18 protein-coding genes are annotated in these 25,308 nt (G+C 59.7%); 5 read left to right on the top strand and 13 right to left on the bottom strand.

The features are described from left to right. Nucleotides 1–71: 71 nt before the first annotated feature. Together FJW04_RS24020 and FJW04_RS24015 are read right to left on the bottom strand one after the other, a co-directional pair. Nucleotides 72–392, bottom strand: a complete 321-nt coding sequence (locus FJW04_RS24020; protein WP_140620147.1) for a DUF982 domain-containing protein — start codon at nt 390–392, stop codon at nt 72–74. An 890-nt stretch (nt 393–1,282) separates the two neighbouring features. Further along, nucleotides 1,283–2,791 carry a phosphomannomutase/phosphoglucomutase gene (locus FJW04_RS24015; RefSeq protein ID WP_140717129.1) on the bottom strand — a complete coding sequence of 503 codons (1,509 nt, stop codon included), beginning with the start codon at nt 2,789–2,791 and terminating at the stop codon, nt 1,283–1,285. 388 nt (nt 2,792–3,179) lie between these two features. Here FJW04_RS24015 and FJW04_RS24010 point away from each other — a divergent pair, with 388 nt between their 5' ends. After that, nucleotides 3,180–3,413, top strand: a complete 234-nt coding sequence (locus FJW04_RS24010) for a hypothetical protein (protein ID WP_023781630.1) — start codon at nt 3,180–3,182, stop codon at nt 3,411–3,413. A 927-nt stretch (nt 3,414–4,340) separates the two neighbouring features. On the opposite strand, the gene FJW04_RS24005 is transcribed toward FJW04_RS24010, so the two are convergent. After that, the gene (locus tag FJW04_RS24005; RefSeq protein ID WP_140717127.1) at nt 4,341–5,177 is read right to left on the bottom strand and encodes a hypothetical protein; all 837 of its coding nucleotides are present in this window, start codon (nt 5,175–5,177) and stop codon (nt 4,341–4,343) included. Between the two features lie 492 nt (nt 5,178–5,669). Between FJW04_RS24005 and FJW04_RS24000 the strand changes: the two genes are divergently transcribed. The 3 genes from FJW04_RS24000 to FJW04_RS23990 all read left to right on the top strand — a co-directional run bounded on the left by FJW04_RS24000 (nt 5,670) and on the right by FJW04_RS23990 (nt 9,337). Next, a complete protein-coding gene (locus FJW04_RS24000; RefSeq protein ID WP_140620151.1) occupies nt 5,670–5,894 on the top strand; it encodes a hypothetical protein in 225 nt (74 codons plus the stop codon). Between the two features lie 777 nt (nt 5,895–6,671). Next, a complete protein-coding gene (locus FJW04_RS23995; protein ID WP_246673994.1) occupies nt 6,672–7,346 on the top strand; it encodes a response regulator transcription factor in 675 nt (224 codons plus the stop codon). Between the two features lie 563 nt (nt 7,347–7,909). After that, nucleotides 7,910–9,337 (top strand): glutamate-1-semialdehyde 2,1-aminomutase, encoded by a 1,428-nt coding sequence (locus FJW04_RS23990; RefSeq protein WP_140717123.1) that lies wholly within the window; start codon nt 7,910–7,912, stop codon nt 9,335–9,337. Between the two features lie 167 nt (nt 9,338–9,504). Here the strand turns inward: FJW04_RS23990 and FJW04_RS23985 are convergent, their stop codons facing one another. The 3 genes from FJW04_RS23985 to FJW04_RS23975 are packed head-to-tail and all read right to left on the bottom strand — an operon-like array spanning nt 9,505 to nt 12,262. Then, nucleotides 9,505–10,158: a PIG-L deacetylase family protein gene (locus FJW04_RS23985; RefSeq protein WP_140717121.1), complete on the bottom strand. Its 654-nt coding sequence runs from the start codon at nt 10,156–10,158 to the stop codon at nt 9,505–9,507. Beyond that, entirely contained in the window at nt 10,155–10,970 is an 816-nt protein-coding gene (locus FJW04_RS23980) for a sugar phosphate nucleotidyltransferase (RefSeq protein WP_023774755.1), read from the bottom strand. Before FJW04_RS23980 ends, FJW04_RS23985 begins: the two co-directional genes overlap by 4 nt. After that, nucleotides 10,967–12,262, bottom strand: coding sequence for a class I SAM-dependent methyltransferase (locus tag FJW04_RS23975; protein ID WP_140717119.1), 1,296 nt, complete (start codon nt 12,260–12,262; stop codon nt 10,967–10,969). The genes FJW04_RS23980 and FJW04_RS23975 overlap by 4 nt, the downstream gene beginning before the upstream one ends. Before the next feature lie 315 nt (nt 12,263–12,577). Between FJW04_RS23975 and rfbC the strand changes: the two genes are divergently transcribed. Further along, nucleotides 12,578–13,126, top strand: a complete 549-nt coding sequence (rfbC, locus tag FJW04_RS23970) for a dTDP-4-dehydrorhamnose 3,5-epimerase (protein ID WP_140620160.1) — start codon at nt 12,578–12,580, stop codon at nt 13,124–13,126. Here rfbC and FJW04_RS23965 read toward each other — a convergent pair. From FJW04_RS23965 to FJW04_RS23935, 7 genes are all read right to left on the bottom strand, one after another. Then, nucleotides 13,121–14,434, bottom strand: coding sequence for a DUF4910 domain-containing protein (locus tag FJW04_RS23965; protein ID WP_140717117.1), 1,314 nt, complete (start codon nt 14,432–14,434; stop codon nt 13,121–13,123). The genes rfbC and FJW04_RS23965 overlap by 6 nt on opposite strands. A 5-nt stretch (nt 14,435–14,439) precedes the next feature. Beyond that, entirely contained in the window at nt 14,440–15,501 is a 1,062-nt protein-coding gene (locus FJW04_RS23960; protein ID WP_140717115.1) for an NAD(P)-dependent oxidoreductase, read from the bottom strand. 198 nt (nt 15,502–15,699) lie between these two features. Then, entirely contained in the window at nt 15,700–17,592 is a 1,893-nt protein-coding gene (locus FJW04_RS23955) for a PQQ-binding-like beta-propeller repeat protein (RefSeq protein ID WP_181173040.1), read from the bottom strand. Between the two features lie 468 nt (nt 17,593–18,060). Beyond that, nucleotides 18,061–21,453: a Wzz/FepE/Etk N-terminal domain-containing protein gene (locus FJW04_RS30060; protein WP_181173039.1), complete on the bottom strand. Its 3,393-nt coding sequence runs from the start codon at nt 21,451–21,453 to the stop codon at nt 18,061–18,063. 330 nt (nt 21,454–21,783) lie between these two features. Next, a complete protein-coding gene (locus tag FJW04_RS23945; protein WP_140717111.1) occupies nt 21,784–22,800 on the bottom strand; it encodes a glycosyltransferase in 1,017 nt (338 codons plus the stop codon). Between the two features lie 49 nt (nt 22,801–22,849). Continuing rightward, nucleotides 22,850–23,830 (bottom strand): glycosyltransferase family A protein, encoded by a 981-nt coding sequence (locus FJW04_RS23940; protein ID WP_023781621.1) that lies wholly within the window; start codon nt 23,828–23,830, stop codon nt 22,850–22,852. A gap of 241 nt (nt 23,831–24,071) precedes the next feature. Then, nucleotides 24,072–25,244 (bottom strand): polysaccharide pyruvyl transferase family protein, encoded by a 1,173-nt coding sequence (locus FJW04_RS23935; protein WP_246673993.1) that lies wholly within the window; start codon nt 25,242–25,244, stop codon nt 24,072–24,074. Between the last annotated feature and the right edge of the window lie 64 nt (nt 25,245–25,308).

The raw sequence follows: 25,308 nt of genomic DNA, 5'->3' as shown, positions 1-25,308 counted from the left end.
GGCGACGCGCTTTACGTAGGTCTTATGCGTGTCGCCTTCCCAAAACCGAAGTCACTGTTGGCCACCGTGCACTAGCCATCAACCACGACTTCTGACCGTCTGTCATAGGCTGTCATCCACTCTTCTGCAGCACCACCAGAGGACACGATTTCCTCCGCGGCGAGAATTCCCTGAGATCGAGCAAATGCCTCAAAGGCAAGGCGAGCCGTTTCCGCATCTTCGTCGTCTGCAAGGGCAGACCGGAAAAGCGCAAGTGTGGCCGCATGTGTTGGGCTGCGGAACCCGACCCATTCGTCGAGAAGCTGATAGGCATCCATGACAGATGACACCTCATGCGCAAAGCCAAGTCCCACAATTACATGAACCGGGCGGGTGAAGCGCTTGGGCGTCATTGTTGAGCTCCGTTTCGACGACCGTAGTCAGAGTGCCACTAGCTCAGCACTGAGGTAACCGGGCCAAGGACCATTTGTGGCCTCAGGATGCATCATAGTCTGGCAAATATTCAAGTAGGTCTTACGGACTAAGAGCCTCCGACGAATTCTGAAGTCGCGCCTACTTCCGGCAGCTGCCATGGGCCGCGGTGCGGGCCGTTACCTAAATTGCTCTTTTCAGATGGCTACATACAGCTTGCATACTGCCCGCAAATCGTTCGCCTGAGGAAGGTGCATGGCAGCCAATTGACAATCGTGGAGTACAGCTTGCCATTACGGCTCGCGATCACGTCAACAGAGGCACCTGATCTTGGCGTTTGCTGTCGGCCTGGCAAAGGCCGCCCGCCGGCGCGATGCTACTGCCCGTCTTTGACGTCGGCTCGCACGAGCCGCCCTGTCCCAAACAGGAGCGCGAAACGGTACACTTTTGTCCGACCCGTTCTTACACGCCGCATTTCTGGGCGGCAAAGGGCGCGCGAAAGTGCCTCGGCTCGCCTTTCGTCAATCTCCAGCATGACATTCTCGCACGTGTCTGAAGCCCCACACCCAGGGCATCTCAGGATATTCGATGGTCTTGTCTCATCGCCGACAAGAGCAAGTTTGCACCTGTTGCAGCCGAGCCGCGGTGTGTTTGAAATCATGATGGTTATCCCAGCGCTCGCCAAAGGTTCACCCCTGACGCTGGATGGGAGATGCAATTGAGGGACCATTTGCGGGTGGCCCATTACGGCACACCTTTGACGCTGCGAACCCCGGCAGAGCCTGCCCTGAAGCCTGAGGATGCAAGAGCCCGTCGTCGCACTTTACAATAATCAGTTGCACCAAGCCGCCATTCTCGCCGCTTGGCCCGCTCAAAAAGTTTGGTTATAGGCGCCGACTTCCGGACTGCGGCGCAGCACGGCGTCGACGGCATCAAACATCTGGCGGCGACGCTCGGACGAGACCGGACTTTCGACGACCACGACCAGTTCCGGCTTGTTCGACGAGGCGCGCACCAGACCCCAGGTGCCGTCCTCGGCAACGACCCGCACCCCATTGACGGTGACGAGGTGGCCGATCTTTTGGCCAGCGAAACTGTCGCCGTCCCGCTTCAGAGCCTGGAAATCGGAGACCACCCGTTCGACCACGCCGTACTTCACATCGTCCGCGCAGTGCGGCGACATTGTGGGCGTGCCGAAGGTCAGCGGCAGGGCCCTGTAGAGATCGGCCATCGAACTGGCCGGGTTACGGTCCAGCATCTGACAGATGGCGATTGCCGTGACCAGTCCGTCGTCATAGCCGCGCCCGATCGGGCGGTTGAAGAAGAAATGGCCCGATTTTTCGAAGCCGGCGATCGCGCCGAGTTCGGCAACCCGGCGCTTGATGTAGGAATGGCCGGTCTTCCAATAGTCGGTAACGGCGCCATTGGCGCGCAGCACCGCGTCGGTGTTGAACAGTCCGGTCGACTTGACGTCGACGACGAAGGTCGAACCCGGATATTGGCTGGAAATGTCCCGTGCCAGCATGACGCCGACCTTGTCGGCGAAGATCTCCTTGCCTTCATTGTCGACGACACCGCAGCGGTCACCATCGCCATCGAATCCCAACCCGACATCGGCCCCTGTCTTCAGCACCTTGTCTCGGATGGCATGCAGCATCTGCATGTCTTCCGGATTGGGATTGTAGTTTGGAAACGTATGATCAAGCTCGACATCGAGCGGGATCACTTCGCAGCCAATGCGTTCCAGCGCCTCAGGTGCGAAGGCACCAGCAGTGCCATTGCCGCAGGCGGCAACCACTTTGAGCTTACGTGTGATGCGCTTGTCTCGGGTCAGATCGTTGAGATAGGTCTCTCGAAAGTCGGAAACGAAATCATAAGAGCCGCCGCCAACAAGGTCGAAATCGGCGGACAGCACGATCGCCTTCAGTGCGCTCATCTCCTCGGGGCCGAAGGTCAGCGGCCGCGCCGCTCCCATCTTGATGCCGGTCCAGCCATTTTCGTTGTGCGAGGCCGTGACCATGGCCACCGACGGCGTATCGAGCGCGAACTGCGCGAAATAGGCCATCGGCGACAGCGCCAGACCGATATCCTTCACCCGTGCGCCGGTCGCCATCAGCCCGGAAACCAACGCCAGCTTGATGCCAAGCGAATAGGAACGGAAATCATGTCCGGTGACGATGTCAGGCCCAACCCCGAGACGGCGGATCATCGTGCCGAGCCCCATACCCAACGCCTGGACGCCGATCAGGTTGAGTTCGGGCGCGACCTGGCCAAACCACCAGCGCGCGTCATATTCCCTGAAGCCGCATGCCTTGATCAGCGCAGAGGTTTCAAACGCGAAGGTGTTGGGCCGGGCTTCGGCAATGAAATTCAGAGGCACGAAAGGAAACTCCGCACGATGAAAACGACACGAATGCGCTTGTCGAGGCGGCAGCTTACCGGAACCGTTCCTCAGGCCTATCTATCAGTTTGGTTGAGCCTACTCAGGCTCGACGCCTGCTGCGGCCTTAGCGGGCCGACACTGCTTTTGAAAAGGCGATGGCTGTCGCTTTCCCGACGGTGCAGAAGGCGAAGTCTCGGGAAACGGTTTTGTCGGCCAATCGAACCTTTTTAATATTTTGTGATCAACCGGATTTGAGTTCTCCACAACCGTCTCCGGTTGACCATCTGCGGTTGCTAGAATCTTGTGGGCGAATGCCCTAAGCAGCCGTGAGCAAGATGCAAAACCCCGCTTTGACGAGCGGTTTGTTGTTAAGCGCGGATGCAAAATGCCACTGTTTTTTTTCGATGTCCGGGACGGCAAATCCCATTTTCCCGACACCGAGGGCACCCATTACGTCGGTGCGCTTGAGGCCCGGGTAGACGCAGTCAGAATGCTGGTCGCCATGGCACAGGACGAAGTTCAGGGCGAGCTGCAAAGCAAGCTTTCGGTAGTCGTATCCGACGAAAGCCGTAGGCCCGTGATGGAAGCAAATATCGATTGCAATATAAAAGTCTTCTGAAAATCCCCAAAACCGGCATCAGCTTCGCACGGATGAGTTGCCCCGCAACGATGTAACCGCCGGATGCGCAGGTCAGGTCAGGCAGGCGTGTGGCGCCAGCGTGTTGCACTTGTTCGGCACAGCCTGCAGGCTGCGACCAGCTTTTGGCGGCAACCCTCCTCTTCTTGCCAGGCGACCGGCGCCCCAGCCAAGGGCGATCGAGCCCAGGCTCGCCGGTTAGTCAATATCCCCGTCCATTTTGAACATGACCGGGCCCTGACACATTGCCAGCAACCTTTGCCGTCGCAAAGCCAACTCGGCGGAACCGGAGTACACGACTTTGGCCGCACCGTCGCCGGACGCCGGGCTAGATCGCTCGAATGCCGCAATGCCGCGCCGAGCACTGACTCTCGTGGCGCAAACGACTGCAGTGCAATGAAAAAGAGGATGCCTGGATCAGCGCTGCCGCCCGATACCGACATGGCAATTATGCTTGCAAGGGCAGCATTCCTGACGCTGACCACGACGGCGTCTGTTTCTGGGGCCACCCATTGCCGAACCGCCCCCAGCCCCCTAGCCAGGACACACAGCAGGACACCCATCATCAGCGACCCGAACAAGCCCAACTGGGAAAGGACAGCGATCGGCCAACTCGATGCTCTTGAGCTGCCGAACCCCACACCCAGGCCGCTGGTATCGAGAAACGACTTCAGGCTCTTTACATTCCAATAGGTGCGTTCATGGCCCGAGGCGGAATCGGCTTTGTTGATGATGGTGCTGTTGACCGCCTGACGAACGGGTCAAACGCCTCGGCCTTGTAAAGACTTATGCCCAACATGGCTGTCCCGCCCAACACCAAGAGAGCCATTATCAGAATCTCTTCGCCCTCGACCTTTCCCCTCAGGATCGAGCCCAGCATCGACAAAGCAACCGGGATGCATAGCAGTATCAGCCCGACATATGCGGTCGATGAAGTCGACAGAATGGACAGGAAGAGCAGGATGGCGGCCAGCCATTTGGCCAGCGGTGATTTCGTCTTTCTCCAGTAGCTGTAGCAGAATGCCAGGAGTAGCTGTAGCAGAATGCCAGGCAGGCGAGGGAAATGCTGGCGAATGAAGAGGCCTCCGAAAAAGGTCCGGTGATCCGCACGAATCCGGCCTCCGTCGCGTTCGATATGATCGCGTAGTTGGCGGTTCTGATCGGGCCCAGCAGGTCTCCCGCGCCCACCGTCTTGCTGATGAAATCGAAGACTCCCATCCCCGTGTGGAGGCCGCACCACAAGAAGAAGCGGCGCCGGACCTGGTCGATCCGGTCCGAGTGCAGCAGCAGGGCGCAAAGCGCTATAGCGGCGAGTCCACCAAGGACGAAATAGCCGGTCTGAGAGATGTTGCCGGAAACCGGCGCCAAGGAATCTTCTATGACTATGCCGCGGGTCTTGGACTGCACGAATACGGCGGTCTGTCCCGCAAAGAATCTCGGACACAACCATGATCCGATGACTGCGTACAGTATGAGGCTTGTCAGGATCCAGACCGTCCGGATGCTTCCGAACACGAGTCCAAGATCAAGCCATATGCGACGTCTTAAAGCGACGGTCGTGACAAGCAAGGCCGCGAACATGGTATAGATCAATGGAGATGACCCGCCCAGAAAGGTCAGTGTCATGACGGCCGTCGCGCCGAAAGCCTGGGAAGCGATCAAGCCGATGATCAGCATTCCCCTTGAATAGTAGGACGTGACCAAAATAGCCGCGCATATTAGCAGTCCCGGCAGAGACACCTGCATGCCGACGAGTTCCCGCTTGGTTTGGCCCTGTGACGCGGATACAGCGAGCTGTCCGATCGCTAATCTTTCAACAACTGGATGTCCTGAGCAAGTGAGTCAAAGGGGGTAGCCTTCCACCGGCGATGGTAGAGCGCGCCAATGCTCGTCCCGACGTCACTTCCGTGGCCTTGATAGTCAAGGTGGTGGCGTGCGCTCAAAAGCGCTGGGCGTTGAGTGATCGAATGTCCCCTTCAACGTCGCGCCAAAACATGCACCTGAGCACAATTCGAGAACAAACAGGTCTGCGACGGAGGCGCGAAGCGGGTCGTACCCTCCCGCGAATGGCTAAGCCCTGGTTCCGGCGGGCCCCCTAAAGAACGCCTCGACCCGGGAAGCCGACGACCTTACTACAGTCGCACGCAGTTTTTTGCTTTCAGCCAGGAAACTCTCTGTCAATGCAGGCCCGTAGTAGGCCAGGCAGCGGAGAATTCCACTACAGGGAGGAGAGGCGATATGACCAGCCATGGAGTATATCGCGCGTTAGGGCTCAAGCAGGTTAGGAAACTCAAGGAGGTTTACGAGTGTGCACGGGCCGTGAAGGCCACCTACCCTGAGAGCCATATCGCCAGCAAAGCCGCCAAAAGGTTGATCGACGCCTTCGAAGCCGATGTCCAGAATGCCGGACCTGTTCTGGACGCATCTTGGCTGACCGAGAATGATCCCCAGGGGACCGCCTGAGCCCGAGCTATACATGGCGTGGCTCTGTCGGGGTAAGTAGGCCACCGTGTGCTGCTTCGGACCCTCATGTCCGCTAGGGATGCTGGCGGATTTGCCTTCCCCTTCCCGACCAAACGAGCTGGCATTTGCCACAGCGTCCAAGGAGCGCCAGGGAGCTGCCCTACGCCGTCCTTTGGTTGAGCGTTGCGCGAAGCAGGCGCTTAGATGACAGTGTCGGCGCCTAAGCAATCAACCGATGCTTTGGTGATACATTGGCTTTTGACTGCCGGAGGGGCAAGCAGTCCTTGGCTACGCCTATGGGATGAGGACCGCCGAGGCCAGCTATCTTCGGATGGGTTCACCTTCGCAGCGTTGCGATGTCCTGCGGTATTCAGACGCTCCACAACATCCATCGACGGGCCAGCTCGCTGTTTTACCTAACACCGTAGCGTCTGCGGCGGGGCTAGCCGTTAGTGTTTTTCGCAGATTCAAAAATTTAACCAAATGTTAATCTAAGTTAGCGCTGGCTCATAAATAGCCCATAAGCTTAGGTTGTTCTGGTTGGGATTGGGAACAGGGAACAGCAGTGGGTGCAAAGCTGGGCAAATTCCAGCTGAAGCTCCCAAAATGGTGGGGCCCTATTTTTAAATTTCTGGAGGAACTGAAGAGTGAGGGGCTAATTGGCCGCCGCAGGGCGGATCGCGTGGAAAAAAGGTGGGTAAGTGTATGGGCTCCACAGTAGGACTGCATAAATATACTTCGGCAGATCAGGCAGAGATCCCGTCAAGCGGAGCGGGAATGGTGCAGCGAGCAGGCAGGGAATGTCTGCTCATCCTGGACGGCAGGGCGCTCGACCGCGAATGTCTCGCATCGGCGCTGGAAGACCACGATCTCGGCATGGCCGTCGAGGCCATGGGATCGATTGCCGAATGGCGCGCCAAAGAGGGGATGACCCTTGCAGCCATTCTCTTCAACCTAGGTGGCCGGAAAGTCACCGACCAGGGTATCGCGGACCAGATCAGGCGAATTTCGAGCGAATTCAAGTCAGTGCCCGTAGTGATTTTGGCGGACACCGAAGACCTCGCACAGATACTGACGGCTCTCGAATGTGGCGCGCGTGGCTACATTCCAACCTCTGTAGGGATCGATGTCTGTGTCGAGGCAATCAATCTTGCGGCAGCGGGAGGCATCTTCGTTCCGGCAAGTAGCGTTCTGTCTATGCGGCACCTGATAGATTCAGGCAGCCGTGATGCGCCTTTGACCGGCATGTTCACGCTCAGGCAGGCTGAGGTCGCGCAGGCGCTCCGACGCGGCAAGGCCAACAAGATCATCGCCTTTGAACTGAACCTGCGCGAAAGCACGGTGAAGGTGCACATCCGCAACATCATGAAGAAGCTCAAGGCGACCAACCGCACGGAAGTCGCATACAAAGTCAATGATCTCTTCGCGGAAGGAACTGCGGCTGAACGGTGATCGCAATCACACGCCGCCTCCCTCAATGTACGATCGCGGTCTTGTTGTAGCGAACGCACCAAGCGCGTCGCCGTCAACGAAAAGCCCGCCACGGTAGCGACCCGGGCGGGCTTCATTCTGAGCGGCTACATCCTGGGGGAATCGACCGCTGCTAGCTGTTTACCATAAGATTCTTTTCCGTGAATGGCGTGATCACGCAGGGGACTGCTATTTGGCAGGATCGCCTGGAATTTCCGGGTTGTCCGCGGGTCAGGGGTCGTAGTTCGCGGCAGCCGCGGCGCAAATGCTCATCAGCATTTCGGACATGCCGGCTGTTCGCCCATGGTCCCAGTGTTGAGCCTGGTTCAAGCAACCTACGCTGGATTAGCTGCTCCCGGCCGCAGGCAACGCTGCGCGAATTCATTCGCTTGCGCCTTGATGCTGCTTGTCAGTTGCGCGTTTGCCGCACAAGACCGCACAATCGGGCCAACCATCCACCATAAGTGCTAAACCGGTGACCTTATGGAGAACGCGAAAATCCAGGCTCAGACATCTAGACTTTCTGTCGAACTGGAGCAGTCCGCATGCCTGAGCAAAGCCTCTGTTTTCGCAAATCGGGACGCCTTCAAGAACGTGGCCGCGAGCTGATCCCGGGCGGCAGCCACACCTACGCGAAAGGCGAGGATCAGTATCCCGTTCTCGCGCCGGGCTTTATCGAACGTGGTCTGGGGTGCTACGTCTGGGATGTCGATGGAAACCAATACATCGAATACGGCATGGGCAACCGTTCCGTCGGGCTGGGGCATGCGTACCCAACGGTGCTCAGGGCGGTGGAGGCGGCGCTTGCAGGCGGAGCCAACTTCACGCGCCCCGCAAGGATCGAAGTTGACTGCGCCGAAACCTTCCTTGAACTCGTCGGCGCGCAGATGGTAAAATTCTGCAAGGACGGATCGGACGCGACGTCAGGCGCCGTCCGCCTTGCCCGCGCCTACACGGGTCGCGATCTCGTCGCGTGCTGCGCCGACCACCCTTTCTTTTCGACAGACGATTGGTTCATCGGCACCACACCGATGAATGCGGGAATTCCAGAAGCGGTTCAAAACCTGACCCTCACTTTCCGGTACAACGACATCGCTAGTGTTAAGGATTTGTTCGACAGGCACCCGGGTAAGGTAGCCGCTCTGATCCTGGAACCTTCCCGTGGCGACGATCCGGCCGACGGCTTCCTGCATAATGTCCAGCGTCTTTGCCGGGAAAATGGCGCGCTGTTCATTCTCGACGAAATGATCACCGGGTTCAGGTGGCATGCAGCGGGAGCACAAAGGCTCTATGGCATCGAACCGGACTTGTCGACATTCGGCAAGGCTCTTGGCAATGGTTTTTCGGTCTCCGCCCTGGCAGGCAAACGCGAATATATGCGGCTGGGTGGGCTCGAGCATACGGATCGCCCCCGTGTCTTTCTGCTGTCGACCACGCATGGTGCGGAAACCCACGCGCTTGCCGCGGCCATCGCGACCATGCGGGTTTATCAGGACCAGTCCGTCATCGAACACCTGCACCGTCAGGGAACGAAATTGAAGGAAGGCATCACGGAGGTTTGCAGACGCCATGGATTGGATCGGCACTTCAAAGTTGTCGGCCGTCCCAGTTGTCTCGCCTACGCCACGCTTGACCAGGACGGCAAGCCCTCACAGACATACCGTTCCCTGTTCCTGCAGGAGACGATCAAGCGTGGTGTCCTCATGCCATCTCTCGTCGTCAGCTACACGCACGACGACGCGTCGGTCATGAAAACCATAGACGCCGTCGATGGTGCTCTGGGCGTGTACGCGAAGGCCCTGGATTCGGGAGCAAGCCAATTTTTGGTCGGCCGCCCCTCGCAGATCGTGTTTCGTCGCTTCAACAATGGCGATGCACAGGCCCAGATATCGGCCGTCTCACAGAACCCTCGGCCAGCGAGCAGTGAGACCAAACGACAATCAGAAACCCGCGGGCTCGTACCCACTTCATGAGCCGGTAACCCCGATCTGGCAGCGTGGTGCGCCAAAAGTGTCGTGCGAAGATCGCCAACCACGTCGAGGATGGCTCCTGAAGGCAAAGCCCGACCCGAAGTCTTCCCCAGGAACCATGCGCCCCCTCGGCTCAGACAAGCCCTCAAGCAAATCGGGACGGAAATCCGCTAAAGAAGTCTGGCTTTTCTGAGTGTAAACGCCTCGGCGAAATGTTCCGGGGCCCTGCACTCCATCCCGCGCAATCGCGCCAGCCCCGCGAATGTGTCGCGGTCGAACCAGTCCTTGGAGCGCTGCGTGCCGAAGTGCTGTTGCAGGAGCTCGATCTTGCGTTCCAGCACTGCGGCAGAGAGCGGCACGTAGGCATTTGGCTGGCAAAGATCGCCATCCCATTTGGGAATCTCGTATTCGACCACAAGATGATCGCGAAAGACATTCCAGGTCAGTTGATTGACCTCCCGATGGTCTTGATGGGCATCGAACCTCGCATGGGTCAGCACCAGGTCGGGATGGACGCGAGATCTTAGATCTATCAACCGCTGCTTTATCGCCCGGCTATGGGCCGGGAAATAGCTGTCTTCGAAATCCGCGATGTCGATTACGGACGACTTCGATCCTTTCAGGAACGCTTCGGCCGAAGCGCGGGCCTCGACCGACCGCTGGCCGCCGGCGCTCAGCACACACCAGTGGACGTCCAGTTTCACCCCCGACGTGATCAAACCAAGGATAGTGCCGCCGGCGCCGATCTCGATGTCATCGGAATGGGCGCCAAGGCAGAGGATCGAGAGTTCCTCCCCGCCACGTGCGAGGCCAAGCCCTCTCATGAAGCGGCCATCACCAGACCGCGCCTGGTTTTCTCGGCGGTAACTTTTCTATTCCAGGGCATGTCGCCCCGTTCGACCATGTCTTCGAGCGATTGCCAATCGCGTAGCGTATCCATCGATCGCCAGAAGCCATCATGTTTGTACGCCATGAGCATGTTGTCGTCGATCAGTCGTCTGAAAGGTTCCAGAACGAGCTCCTCGCCATCGCGCATATAGTCGAAGATTTGCGGGCGGAACAGGAAGTAGCCGCCGTTGATCCAGATCTCCGAGGTATCGGTTGTGCGGAACTCACGCACGCGACCATCTTCCGCGATATCGGCCAAATGGTATGTCAGTGGTGCGCGCACTGCGAGAAAACAACCGATCTTGCCGCTGGCTTCGAATTTCGCCACCACGTCGTCGAGATCGACGTTGGTCAGACCATCGGAGTAGTTGGCCAGGAACATCTTCTCGTTCTTAACCTGGTCCCTTGCCGCCCAGAGGCGTTCGCCGATATTGCGCCAGACCCCGGTATCAAGCAGGGTAATGCTCCAGTCCTTGACCTGGTCGCCGAGCAGTTTCACGTCTTGACCTCCCTGCGTGACCACGCAATCGGAAAAGGTCTGCGGCCGTGTGTTGAGGAAGAAATCCTTGATTACATTGGCTTTGTAGCCCAGGCACAAGACGAATTCATCATGTCCATAATCGCTGTACCACTGCATCACGTGGCGCAGGATCGGCTGGTGGCCAAGCGGGATCATCGGCTTGGGTATACTGTCGGAATAGTCGCGGATCCGGGTTCCGCGACCGCCGCAGAAGAGGACAACTTTCATCTGCCTAACTCCGATGGATCGATCACCGCCACAAAAGGAATTGGGACCACAAACCTTGCACCCCAGGAGGCGACATGGCGCATCTGTTCGATGATCTCGTCCTTCAGGTTCCACGGAAGGATGAGGATGTAATCTGGCCGGACTTCGTCGATGGCCTCGACGGATTTGATCGGGATATGCATCCCCGGTGTGAAGCGACCATGCTTGTAAGGATTACGGTCGACCGTGAAGTCGAGGAAGTCGGTGCCGATGGCGCAGTAATTGAGCAGCGTGTTGCCCTTACCTGGAGCGCCGTAGCCACAAACCTTCTTCCCTTCGTTTTTGACCGAGATAAGGAACGCCAACAGGTCGCGCTTGGCACGCTGCGCTTTGTGACCGAAGGAGGCATAGGTAATCATCTCCGTCAGCCCGTGGCGTTTTTCTCGGGCGAGAAGTTTGCCCACGCTGTCATCCACGCCCCAGCGACTGCCCTCATGGGCGAGATAGACACGCAGCGAGCCGCCGTGGGTGGGCAACTCCTCGACGTCGATCAGCCGCAATCCGTGGCGCGCCGCCATCAGTTCGATCGTCAGCAGCGAGAAATATGAAAAGTGCTCATGATAAATGGTATCGAACTGATTCTCCGCCATCAGCCGCTCGATATGTGGAAACTCGAGCGTGACCACCCCCTGAGGTTTGAGCAGGATTTTCATCCCGGCGACGAAGTCATTGAGGTCCGGCACCTGCGCCAGGACGTTGTTGCCAATGATCAGGTCGGCGCAATGTCCTTCGCTCATCATCTGATTTGCCAACCGAACCCCGAAGAAGTCGACCCGGGTGGGCACACCTTTCTCGATCGCGGCGCGCGCAACATTGGCTGCCGGTTCGACGCCCAGTACAGGAACGCCCAGTGGCAGAAAGTGCTGCAGCAGGTAACCATCGTTGCTTGCGAGCTCGACCGCAAGACTGTCACGGCCAAGCCCAAGCCGTCTGGTGATGGCCTCGCAATACACTTTCGAATGAGCCACCCAGCTGGAGGAGAACGAAGAGAAGTAAGCATATTCGCTGAAAATGGTCTCGGGGCTCAGATACTCCTTGAGCTGCACCAGGTAGCAGGTGTCGCAGACAAGCACGTTGAGAGGATAGTAAGCTTCCATTTGGTCAAGCTGCTCGGCCTGCAGGAAGCTTTCGCAAGGTGGAGACATGCCTAGATCGACCAATGTGTGGCGCAGGCGCGACCCGCAGAGCCTGCAACCGACATTCCGGCTTGCCGCACCGTGACCGCGAACGGTTTCGATAGCCTGAATATTCATTCCCCGCTCCTGTCTTCTACCTAACCCGCGGGTCCGCTCCGCAGAACCCATGCCTGCCGCGCCTGAGTAGGCACATGACGGCAGGTTAGGATCCGGCCCTCTCCGCTTCGATTTGCCAATCCGTCGGGCGCGTTAATCCTTATAGCGAGCCGGCGGCGGTGATCCCGACGCCAGGCTCGCCGAACGGGTAGTCAGCTTTCATCCGCACATACCGCTATCGGAGAGGCCAGCTAAGGCTTAGGTAGCCCTTACAGCGTGGGCTGGCGACGCTGAGAATTGATGCGGCAGTCTCGCTCGGCGCCGGGGAGTCAAGGCATGCAGTTCACCGAAACGGAGCTTCAAGGGGTCTGGGTGATCGAGCCTACTCCCATGCTTGACGACCGTGGTTCTTTCACCCGCCTTTTCTGTGAGAAGGAGATGGCCGATTGTGGTCTGGCGACGCGCTTTGTCCAGCACAGCCGGGCTCATTCGATCAAAAAGGGAACTCTCAGGGGGCTGCACTACCAGGAGGAGCCTTACGCAGAGGTCAAGCTGGTCTCCTGTGTCCGCGGCGCGATTTTTGACGTCGTCGTGGACCTGCGTCCGAATTCGCAGACACGCTACAAGTGGCTTGGTTTCGAGCTGACTTCCGAAAACATGAAGCAGCTCTATATCCCTGCCGGCTTCGCCCACGGCCTCCAGACCCTAACCGACGGCACCGAGGTCTCGTATCTCATATCACAGTTCTATACGCCCAACGCGTCGACCGGCGTCCTCTACAATGACCCCACCTTTTCCATCGCATGGCCCTTGATGCCGACAGCCATGTCGGAAAGGGACAAAAGTTGGCCCCTTGTCAGACGGCGAACCGTAACGGCCTCATAAGGCTACCAGGAGCTCATGTTCCAACAGCAGTTTCGCAGCGGCGGCCAGTTCCTTGAAGGGCAGGTTCGAGCGCTCCGCCATGGCCAGGAGCGAATGCTGCCCATCGGCGAGGTTCAGCACCCAAAGCAGGGACATCGACGTCGCCCCCGACGACTTCTGCCCTCCCACGGCTGCATAAAGGCCGCGTTTGCCGAGCTGCGGCTCGCCCTTGGGCAAGCGGTTCAACGGCGTCCAGTCCTCTTCGACAATGTCGATCACCTCCATCAAGATGCGGAAGGAATCCTCGAGATGCTCTGGGCTGATGAAGTCAAGATTGTCGGCCGATGTGTGGTATTCGGGAAATGTGCCGTGGACGCTTCGCTGGAACATGCCGACCGGAAGATTGAAGCCCGGCGAACAATATTGCCTCTCGTCATAGCCATATGGGGAGAAATCCATCAGCTTTGCCCCGGCGCGATGCCCCAGCACGTGGGACATGGCTCGGTCGATGAAGGCGTCGCCGCGGCGGCTGCGCTTGTATGCCGGGTCTCCTGAATCGCCAACGCATGACAGCACCAGACCGTGGTCGATGAGACATGTTCGGTCCTCATTGCGCGACAGCCACGCGAGCGCGCCGATCGTGCCGGGAGCGAATAGGAAGCGGTAACTGTACCGTGTCTTCCTTGCCTTGAGACTTCTCGCCAGCATCGCCAGCAGCGCCAAGCCCGAACAGTTGTCGTTGGCAAGCGAGGGATGGCAAATGTGCGCCGAGAGGAGGAACTCCCGCTCGGTCTGACCGCGGTGCAGGTATTCGCCGTATGTGAGAGTGCCGTCCTCGAGCTCGGCGTCGATCTCCACATGGTAGAAACCGTCGGGCAGGTCAGCCACACGCACGTGGGCGGCGCAGAAGCCCCAGGTCGGGGCGTAATAGCTGGTCCGGTAGGGGATCAGTTGCGGCTGATCGGGCAGAGTATGAATGTGCGGCCTCAGTTGTGCGAGTGTCAGGATCCCCTTGAACGGCAAGCTGTAGTTGACGACGTGCAGGTTGGAGTCCGCAAAATCGAGGACCGTATGTCCGTCCGGGCCTGTGATGGTTGCCGAGCGTATGTTCCATTCCTTTGGAACGGTCCAGTCGAACAGCTGCGTCCCGGTGGGCACTTCGTGCCGTTCCAACTCGATATGCTGTGACAAGACATCCAGCGTTGCTCGCACACCGTTTCCCGTGATGCTCCGGCAGATGGGAAACAGACGTTCGGCCAGGCCATAAATCTCGTGACCGATTCCGTTTGCCGGCGGCGGCCCGATCCCGGCGGGGTTCAGGTGTTCCATCCAGCTTATCCGAGCGCCTCCTCCAATGGCTTGGATACTCCAGCGACCCGCATCCGCTCGTCCAGAAGTCCGCTGGTCAACAGATGCCTGATATGACCGATACGCTGGAAGCGCGGCCCCTCGAATTCCTCCAGCGTGACATTCGACTTCCGGTATGCCTGGTAGAGTTGCTCGGCACCCTTGCGCGCATCCCATTGTGGCCTAAAAGTAGGCAGGGCAAGCGCGATCTTGTCGAAGTTGACCCGATAGGAGCGTTTGTCGGGTCCGGCGTCGGGCGCGAGTTCAAGCCGGCAATCGGGCACGATCTCGGCGACGATCTCGGCGATGTCCCGGATCCTGTAATTGTGGTCGGTTCGTCCCACATTGAAGGCTTGATTGTGAATGGCCTCGCGGGGCGCCTCCAGCCCGGCAATGAATGCCCTGGAAATGTCCTCGATATGGACGATCGGCCGCCACGGTGTTCCATCGGACTTCAGGAGGATGACGCCTTTGGTGACCGCCCACGCGACCAGATTGTTCAACACGATGTCGAAACGGAGCCGCGGCGAGAGCCCATAGGCCGTGGCGGGGCGGAAATAGGTGGGAGAAAAGCTGTTGCTGGCCAGTTCGGAAATATCCCGTTCTGAAAGGACCTTGGACCAACCATAGGGCGTTACCGGATTCAGTTCGCCAGTTTCATCGACCATCCCGTCGCCCGCCTGTCCGTAATTGCTGCACGACGAGGCGAACAGGAAGCGCGACACGCCGGCGTCCTTGGCTGCCTTGGCAAAGCGGACGCTCCCCTGATGGTTGATTTCATAAGTGATGTCCGGATCAAGGTCGGACAGCGGATCATTGGAAAGGGCCGCAAGGTGGATAACGGCATCGAACCCTTCGAGGTCGCGCGCATGCACGTCCCTGACGTCCTTTTGGACGGATGGAATTGAAGCTCGCTCGCCCCCAGCGGCAAAGGTGCAGCGCCGGTAGAGATCGCTGTCATACCCCGTCACCGAATGCCCGGCACGAAGCAGCATCGGCACCATCACCGACCCGATATAGCCTTGATGGCCGGTTACCATGACTTTCATCGCGCATCTTCCTAAAGCAGATAGTGATGGTGCAGAGCCTACCGAGGCTCAAAGAGCTGGGCGAGAACGCCAATAGGCGGTCGGAATGCCCTGTTGGACGAGGCCCTGCCGCCGAATAGGTCATTCGGTTGGTGCGCGCCTAATCCTTTCGGATGTTGTCTCAGGGACCGCCGAAACCGTGTTTTTGGAGCTCGAGTCCTACGGTCCGAAGACGAACAGCGCGCGGCCGGCCTCGATCGCGATGGCCTGCCGGCCATCCACGGTGAACGAGATCGGAGCGGCTCTCGTCTCTCCGCCAAGCGGCACGCGCCAAAGCTCCTGGCCGGAGGCGGAGTCGAGCGCGAACAGCACCCCTCCGGAGGCGCCGAAAACCAGCCCGCCGGCGGTCGCCAGCAGGCCGCCGTAACCTGAGTCCTTTGCCGTGGGGGAGCGGAATTCCCATTTCCTCTCGCCAGTCGCAGCATCGAGCGCACGCACGGCCCGCACCGGCGGAGAAACCCACGCGGCCCCGCTTGCGACAAACAGCCCCCCCTCCCCTCGTTGGACATTGTCCGGATCGGTTTTCGTAAAAATCGATGCCCCTTCGGTCGTCGGCACGAAGACCAGCCCTCGGCCTTGGTCGAAGGCCGGATTTTGCCAGTTCGTTCCTCCGCCGCCCGGCCGTATGAGGCGCCCCTGGGTCGAAGCGCCCGCCGACAGGACCGGCCGCCCCGCGTGATCCAGGCCATCGGCCCAATTCTGCTCCACGAAGTTCACGCCGGTCAGGAATTCCCCGGTGACCCTGTCGAGCACATAGTAGAATCCGTTCCTGTTTGCCCAGCAAATCACCTTGCGTTTGACGCCGTTGATGGTGAGATCGGTAAGGATAGGCGTCTGGTTGGAGTCCCAGTCGTGTTCGTCATGGGGCGTGAACTGGAAGTGCCATGCGAGCTTGCCGGTGTCCGCATGCAGCGCGACCGCGCTATTGGTGTACAGGTTGTCGCCGGGGCGTACGTCGCCATTATAGTCCGGGCCCGGGTTGCCCACGCCCCAGTACACGAGATCGAGCGACGGATCGTAGCTACCCGTCACCCATGTCGGGCCGCCGCCGGTTTGCCAGGCGTCGTTCTTCCACGTCTCGTGCCCCGGTTCGCCAGGACCGGGGATGGTGTTGAATTTCCACAGCTGCTTGCCGCTCGCGGGATCGTAGGCCGCCAGAAATCCGCGAATGCCGAACTCGCCGCCGGCAACGCCGACCACGACGGCATTGCTTGTGGCCAGAGGCGCCCCGGTCATCGTGAAACCTTCGGAGGGCTTGGCTACCTGGGTTTCCCACACCTCCTTGCCGGTGTTGGCATCCACCGCGACGAGGACGCCGTCCAAAGTGCCCAGGAAGAGCGTGCTGCCGAGAACGGCAACGCCTCTGTTTACCCTGCCGCAGCACATCGGCAGATTATCGGGCAAAGGCCTGTCGTACTTCCAGATCACCTTGCCCGATATGGTGTCGAAGGCAACGATGCCGGCAGGAGGCACGCTGGTGAAGAGCGCTCCGCCGATGACAAGCGGCGTCGCCTCTAGAACACGGTCATCGGTGTCGAGCTGGCTGATCCAGCGGACACGAAGCCGGGGCACATTGTCCTTTGTGATTTCGGAGAGCGGCGAATAGCGCCGACCGTCCAGCGAACCCGAATAGGTCAACCATTGGCCCGAATTCGGATCAATCAGATCGTCGCCCTTCACGCGGATATCAAGATGGGGCGCGTTGTCGTCGCTCGTGGCCGAAGTCCTGGCTTGGAGCGATCTGATATAGCTTACGACCTTCCAACGGTCGTCGAACGGCAGATCGGCGTGGGACGCCATGGAGGTTGCGGGAATACCGTCGCGCACGACCTTGTAGATGGCCAGGTCGCTGTCGCCGTGTCTGAGTGGCCGGTCGAGAAGCGGAGCGTGTGTCCCCGATCCATCGTGGCAGGCCGCGCAGTTCCTGCGAAATATATCGGCGCCGCTGGCGCGATCCTCCGCACTGACAAAAGGATTGCTGACGGCGGCATCCAGGGAGCGCCCTTCCGTCACCGTCGTGGTCAAAACGAACCCGCTCGAAGGGTTCGTCATCTGAAGAAGCTCCGACCAGGACAAGTCCGGAACTCCCCCAAACACCTTACGCGTATAGAGCTGGACTCTCCAGGTTAGTGAATGCCATATCTTTGTACTTTTCGCCTCATCTTCGGGCTTATGCATATTATTGTATAATACAAATCCACCCACCACTGCGATGAAAACAGAAATCATCGCAGCGTACAAAAATCGTAACTTCCATCTTCTCTTGGCGGAATGTGCCATCTATCTTGGCATTTTTCCTGTCTGCCGCACTTTACTGTCGTGCTTGTTATCACGCGAGCGGAGCGGTCACATCGAGACTCCTTTCCTGTCAGCCACCGACAGGAGTCAAGGACAGACACCCTTATCGTCCCGATACGGTTGGTCGACGGATGGTGCATGTCAAGGGACTTTCCCAGCAAGCGGGGCCCGCCCGCAAGAAATGCAAAAGGAGTAGCCGCACGAAGACGTAATCCCTAAGCCCTACGAATGGGCTCCTAGCCGCATTGCCGATCCACGCAACAAGAGTGGTAGTTCGCGCAGGAAAAGCCGGCTTGCCGAGGGCAATCCGTAGGCGGCGAGATGCTTTCGAGACCCTGCGGGAGCCCCGGTGATCAACACGCCGGCTATCGGTGCCCTGCCCGCACGCATCGACCGCACGAGGTCCTTCAGCACGTCCATGGAGGTTCTGCCCCATCCGGCGACCAGGATGATGCCATCGAGAACCGGGTTGACCGCCAATTTGGAAGATCCCGAAGCGAACGAGGGGAGGACCACGATGACAATATCGTACGATTGCAATTCGGCGAGGGCGCCGTGCATCGCCTGCGGGACAAGCAGTTCACCGGCGCTCGAAGACAAGCATGGAAGCAGATCGAACTTCCGGTTCGGCACAGACACTATGCTCGACGTGATGGGGCCTGCCGCCCGCTCGCCAGCGGCAGGCAAAGCCGTCAGCAGCATCCTGGTCAGATCCGGACGAGAGGAGTTCGCATCGAGGAGCAGCACGCGCTTGCCGGACATCGAGTAGAGCGAAGCGAGGTTGATCGCCGTCAAGCATTTGTCCTCGTCCTCCGCCGTCGATGTGATGCCCAGCCATTTCATGGGACGGGCGCCGCCGGCGAGGCTGATCGCGGTCTTGACCCGTCTGAGGCTGTGGCTGAGGGGCGAATATGGAGAATTCGTCACCTCGTCCGTTCGGCCGCCACGTCCTCTCCGTCCGAACGGCGGCAACTCGCCCATGCATTCCAGCCCAAGCCCCTCACGGACTTGCCGCGGCGAACGAATGGTCTTGTCGAACATGTTCCGGATGAAGGCTTGGGCCACTCCGACCATGATGCCGAAGAGAGCGCCGAAAGCCAGCATCAGCGAACGTCGCGGATGGCTGGCTGACGGCGATGGCGAAGCAGGCGTGATTACCCGCAGGTCGGCAATCGGATATGTTTCCTGGTTGAGCGAACTGGTGTGCGCCTGCAAGAAGTCGCGGTACATCTTGCGGTAGATGTCCGCGGTAAGATCGAGTTCTTCGAGCGTAGACTCATGCATCTCGCCGCCCGCATTCTCCATCGCCTTGTCCTGGACCGCCGCGTCGCCCGACGGTCTGCCGACGCTGTAGTCGTGCCGGGCGCGGAACTCCTGGGCGATCTGCGTGGCGTTGTTCATTTGGCTCCGCAATTCCTCGAGACGTTTATCGAGCCACGCGCCATCCTCATTGGCCACCGCTCCCTTGGTCCCCAGCTGTTCGAGCACGAGGGCGTTCGCGATGGCGTTGGCTACCCTGGCCGACAATTCGGGGTCGTGGGAACTGAAGGAGATTTCGATCGCGTAGGAGCCACCCAGCTGACGGATGTCGAGTCCGTTCTGAAAGGCCTGCATCGTATGGCGGGTGCGCCTGAATTCCGCGATCTCGGACGCCGTGCCGTCGGCGCTGCCCGAAAGCGGTTGTCCATCGCCGGCGGATTCAGACCCACCGGCAGCCGCTCTGGTCCGCAAGCCCAGCGTTTTCAGCACAAGCGCGCCGAATTGGTCAAATCGTTCGGCCAAGGTAAGACTTTGCGGCCGATTGAACGTCGCGTCGTCCCGCAGGTTGAGTGAGTCGATGACCATCATCGCGGTCCTTTCCGACCTCATGAGGGCGATCCGACTTTCGATCTGCGCTGTATCGAGGGACACGTTGGCTTCGCGCGGCTGCTGCTGGAGCAGCTTGGCGAGGTTCGGCTCGATGAGGATCTGGGTGCTCGCCGTGTAGGTCGGGTCCGTGGTCACGACGTAGAACCCCGCCGCGAGGATGCCTGCCGCCAGGCAACCCGTGATGGAGCGCGCGTACAGCTTCAGGAAGCCGGTAATGTCAGAAAGGCCGATGAATTCGCGGTCGATGGGATTCTCCCAGCCGGACGCGGGCGGCCACTGCCCGGATATCGCCGCATGTCTGGCGACAGCCGGATCATCGATCAGTTCCGGGGATTGGTATCCCTGCAACGACCGTTCGCGGGCATGCCTGTTCCTGCGGGCGAGCGCCCTGGCTGAGGCGACGACGGCGAGTGCGATGAAGAAAACGATGCCGGGATCCGCGCTCCCGCCCGAAATGGAGGCGGCGACGATTCCTGCCAGGGCGCATGCCCGGACGGACGATACCACCGCATCCGTTTCGCGATCGACGTAAGGCCTCAGTCCTCCCAGTCCACGGATCAGCACGCCCAGGAGCGTCGCCATCATCAGGCTGCCGACGAAGCCGAGCTGCGAGACGACGGCAATCGGCCAGCTGGAAGCGCGCGAGCTGCCGAACCCGACGCCCAGGCCGCTGGTGTCGGCGAAGGACTGGAGGCTCTTGACGTTCCAGTAAGTCCGTTCGTGACCGGAGTCCGTGCTGCCCTTGCTGATGATGGTCGAGTCGATGAGGTCGATGACCGGATCGAGGATCCGTTCATCGTAGACGATGATCGCCATCACCGCGCAGACCCCGATCGTCAGGAGCGCGACGATCAGGATTTCATCGGCAGTGACACGACCGGCCAGAAACGAACGTGCGAGGGAAAAGGCAACGGGAAGGCTCAGCGCGGCCAAGCCGACATATGCCGTCGACGACGTGGAAAGCAGCAGCAGCAGCAGCATGGCCGCCGACAGCCAGCTGGCCAGCCGAGAGCCTGTCTTGCGCCAGTAGACGTAGCAAAACGACAGGCACGCCAGGGACGCGCCGCCGAAGGCCGATGCTTCGGAATACGCTCCGGCAAGGCGGAAGAAACCCGACTGGATCTGGTCCGTGAGCATCGCGTAGCTGGCGGTCCGGATCACCAGCAGAAGGTCCCCGGCTCCCGCGAACTTGCCCGCCAAATCGAGCAGTCCCATGGTCACATGGAGGACGCACCAGACGAAAAAACCGCGCCGGATCTCGTCTGTCCTGTCCTTGTTGAGGAGCAGGACGCAAAGGGCGATGGCCGTGAGGCCGCCTAGAATGAAATATCCGGTTTGCGAGATGTTGGACGAGACCGGCCCGAGCGAGGCCTCTACTACGACGCCGTGGCGCGTGGTGGATTGGACGAACGCGCTGGTCTGTCCCGCGAACAGGCGCGGGAAAAGCCACGCTCCGGCCGCCGCATAAAACATAAGACCAATGAGAACCCATACGGGCCGGATCTTGCCGAACACATCGCCGAGGTCCTGCCAGATCCGCCTCCTCGCGGCGACCCCCATCAGCAGAAGAGCGCCGAAGAAGGTGTAGATAAGCGGCGACGATCCGCCCAGCGAACTGAGTGTCATCAGGGCCGTTGAGCCGAAAGCCAGCGATGCGACAAGCCCTACGATCAGAGGCGCCCGGTAGTAGTAGGCCAGCAGCAGCACCGCCGCGCAGACAACGAGACCGGCAGGCGAGATCTGCATCTGTCGTCAAGCCCGCCCGAGCCGGCCGCAGCCCTGCGTTTCCTTCATATGGCTGGCTCCCCGCGCATCGGCATGCATGTCATAGTTTCCTGGGCTGGCGACCCGCGTTAATGTCCCGGTTCCGGGCGCGGCGCCGATGCCTGACTTTTCGGGAAACGACGCCTGGCCGGCAAGCGTGGCAATGGGAGTAGGAGGCGGCGACAAGGTTGAGCGCACTATCCTTTTGCCGTATTGCCATACCTCCATAAGCCTATCCATCGGCTCTTTCGGATCGTATGGACCTACTTCGACGACATGGCGCCGTCCGGCTCCGGGTTCGCGGCCGCCGCGTCACTGCGAAAGCAAGGACAGTATCTTTCGCCTGCGTGTGTATCTGCGCCAAGGATACACCCACTTCATGCGAAATCTGTTGCGCTCCCGATGGGAAAGACCCGCAACTATCTGCGCCTTTGGAGGGACCGGAAGCGTGACGCTGCAGTTTCGCAGCACCGACTCCGCCTGGCGATAGAATTTGTTGAAATACTCATCCCAGGGCCAGCCGGGTGCGTCCCACGGCTTGGGCGCGCCGACGAAGTGCCAGATCGTTGGCTTGAATCCCAGCTCGCGCGGATCCAACGCCATCATGTATTCGCTCTGATAATTGTAGCGAAGAGGCAGAAAGTCGACGTTTCCCTGCGCCGCGTGATTGAGCGCGCTTTGATCGGACGCGATGCAGCGGTCCGGATGCTCACGCAGAAACTTGATGGCCGACGATGCTATGGAATTCCACGCATTTTTCGATGCATATATTACGCCTGAATTGAAATATGCCGTCGGACTGCAGCCCAAATCTGTCAGATGGGCTATGTCTTTCCCTTTAGACAGGCTCAATTCATCAATGTAAATTCTCATGAAGTCCGGTACCGCCATCAGACCGTGCTCGGGCGGCGAAATTGCCAACAGGCTGTCGAGCTCGTCGTCCACCATGGTGTCGCCGTCGATGTACAGAAGGCGCCCGATATCCTCTTCCAACAACGAGCCGATCCACAACCGTGCCAGCGCTATCGGGGGAACGACGTCACGGTGAAATCGGGAGAGTTCAGCCAGCTGCGGGAAGCTCGCCGCCTTGATTGATATCTTCGTCCCGGAAACAGCCGCGCCGAATTGCTGTAACCACGCCTGTTTCGCATTGACGACGAACAGATAAATGGAGATGTCGCCGCCAGTATGGGCATCGGCGGACAATGCCGTTGCGAACGTCGGAAGAAAGTAGTTCTGGTCCGTGACCAGAACCACCGCCACCTTGCCGGAGGTTTTTTCGCGTTGGTTTTGTTGGGCAAGTGGCAAGGTCACGATCAGATCCGACATCTATTGCCCAATCGATGTTGAGCGCTTTGCAAAATTCCGAGAAACACGGCTAAGGGCGCGTCGCTCCAAGAACCTCCAAGATGACCCGTCTCGCACGTTTGAGGGAGCCGTCCGCCGTGAACAGATGACCGATGGGCGGCAGAAACATGGAGGCCGGGTCAAGCCTCCGGCCGAATTTGAAAAGTTTGGCGCCGGCCGCGCGCTTGCCCCTTATCAGATGCGATAGTGCCGACCAGTAAGCGGCCGCCGCCAGATGGCGCCGGACCATGCGATGAAGCGCCGGCGCGTTGGGCATGGTGCTGCCTTCGTGAGCAAAGAAGCTCTCCAGCACGGTTTCATACTCCTGCAGTCTGCGGAGCCCGTCCTGCCACATGACTTGAGAGATATTGGTCGTGTGTTCGCGCGTTATCGCCAGCGGCACGGACAGCTCCGCAACGGATCCGAAGCGGGCCAGGCGCAGAGCCATCTCCAGGTCGTCGAGCAGAGGGACGGACGGCCGATAGTGGCCGACTGCCTTCTGCACCGATGTCCGCACGAGCATGGCATGGGCGGTCAGGTTGAATTTCATCTTCCGGCAGCAGGTCTCGATCAGCCGGTTGCCATCCGTCAGGGTCCAGCCGTCGGCCTGCGCAGACAGGGTGGGAAGGTCGTTCCCGACCCATGGCGCCATGTGCTTGCCCAGCACGAACGATACCTCCTTGAAGCGGTCGAGGAGCGCCATCCCAAGGCGAAGGGCTCCCGGCATGAGCAAGTCATCGGCGCAGAGGATCATGAAATAATCGGCGCGGGCCAAATCCACGCCTTCGTTGAACGAAGCATGGGAGCCGACATTCACCGGATGCCAGATGGCCTCGATCCTGTCATCCGTCGCCGCCAGCCGATGCGCCACCTCGACGCTGTCGTCGGTGGAGGCGTTGTCGATGATGACGATCCTGACATCCTCGACTCCCTGGACAAGAACGCTTTGAACGCATTGCGGCAGGAAGTGCGCATAATTGTAGCAAGGGATGACAATGTCGACGCTGGCCATCAATCAGAACCTCCGATGAGGATGAGGATTGCCAGGCTCGCTGGCGTCCTTATAGGCTTCTTCAGCATTGTTTCCATCGATGATGTTGCTCGCACGAGTGAGACCGCAACAGACTAGCATTTCGACGTCATTGTTGACCTTCAGACGATGGATGTAGCCCCTACTCCTGGTCCGCAACTTTCGGATGAACGCCGTTGCGCATTGCCTGGAGGCGCAATGCGGGCGATCAACACCATGCGCTTCAACCGATCACGCCGGAGAGGAGGCAGGCGTCCTGCCTGTCGACCTGCTCCCTGAACTCGACGAGACGCTCGCCAATTGCCTGTTCGTGCTTTTTCCTGGCAGCCGCCAGCTGCGAAAACTGCGCGATCAACGTTTCGACATTGAAGGTCTCGACATGCTGGCAGTACTCGCCCAGGCCCATTTCTTCCATCAGCACATCGTTCTTCCTCGCGTAGCTCAGCGAGATGGTCGGCCTGCGCATCATCAATGCGCAGACGATGTTGTGGAACCGCGTGGCGACGACGATGTCGGTCAGCGCCATCTGCCCCATGACGTCGCCCAGCGAATGGACCTGTTCGTGCGCCAGCCTCGAGCCGGGCCGCAGGTCATCCACGGCCGCCCGGAGCGCGTCGACGGCGATGCTGTCTTCTTCGTCGCCTATGAGAAGCCGGACATCGTGGCCGCTGTCGAGGAGGTGGACGACGAAACGCGCCAGTTTGCCGATATAGCCGGTAAGGATCGACTGACCGCCTTCGGCAAAGCCGTACCAGCCGCGATAGGCCATGATGCCGACGCCCACCTTCAGCGCCTCCGGCCGAGTCCGAGGAGATCGAATTGGCGCGGGCAGGCCGAAGGCGAGGTCTGGATAGATCGCGTCTCCACGGGTGTCGAAGCCGACGCTTTCCATGAATTCCCTGGATTGCAGGTCGCGGTAGGACCGGTAATGAGCCAGGCGGGCCGCCGACGTCATCAGCAAGCGGCTCAGCCGGTTCCTGATCGGGCCGGCCCCGATGCTGACAAAGGCGATGCGCGTGCCGACGAGGCGAGCGGCGAGACACCATTTGAGGATGTCGTAAGGCATGCCCGCCGGCCTCTCCCCGAAATCGTCCAGGATTCCGGTGCCTGGGAAGATCATCACGTCGGACTTGCGGATGCGGCTAACCGTCTGCGCGAAATCGGCAAGTTTTCCGGGGATTTTCAGGAGCAGCCGGTTGATGCGTCCGGACAGGCCCGCCGCAGGCCCGTTCCGCCGGATCGGCGAGGTCTCGATCCCAAAAGTCCGTTTGACCACCTCGGGTTCGCCGCAGACGCATGAAAGGTCCGCCTCGGGCCTCTCTCTCCTCAGAAACCCGACCATTGCTTCGAGCGAACCTTCATTGCCGAAATTGCCGGAGCCGAAGAGCCCGAACAATGTTATTCTTCGCGGCGCCCGGAGCACCTCCGTGCGGTGGCCGCTTGGCTGACGGGACGCCGCT

The organism is Mesorhizobium sp. B2-7-3 (assembly GCF_006440715.1).
GTDB classification, from domain to species: domain Bacteria; phylum Pseudomonadota; class Alphaproteobacteria; order Rhizobiales; family Rhizobiaceae; genus Mesorhizobium; species Mesorhizobium australicum.
Note: the sequence above shows the minus strand (reverse complement) of the source record. Positions and strands in the feature narration are given on the sequence as shown.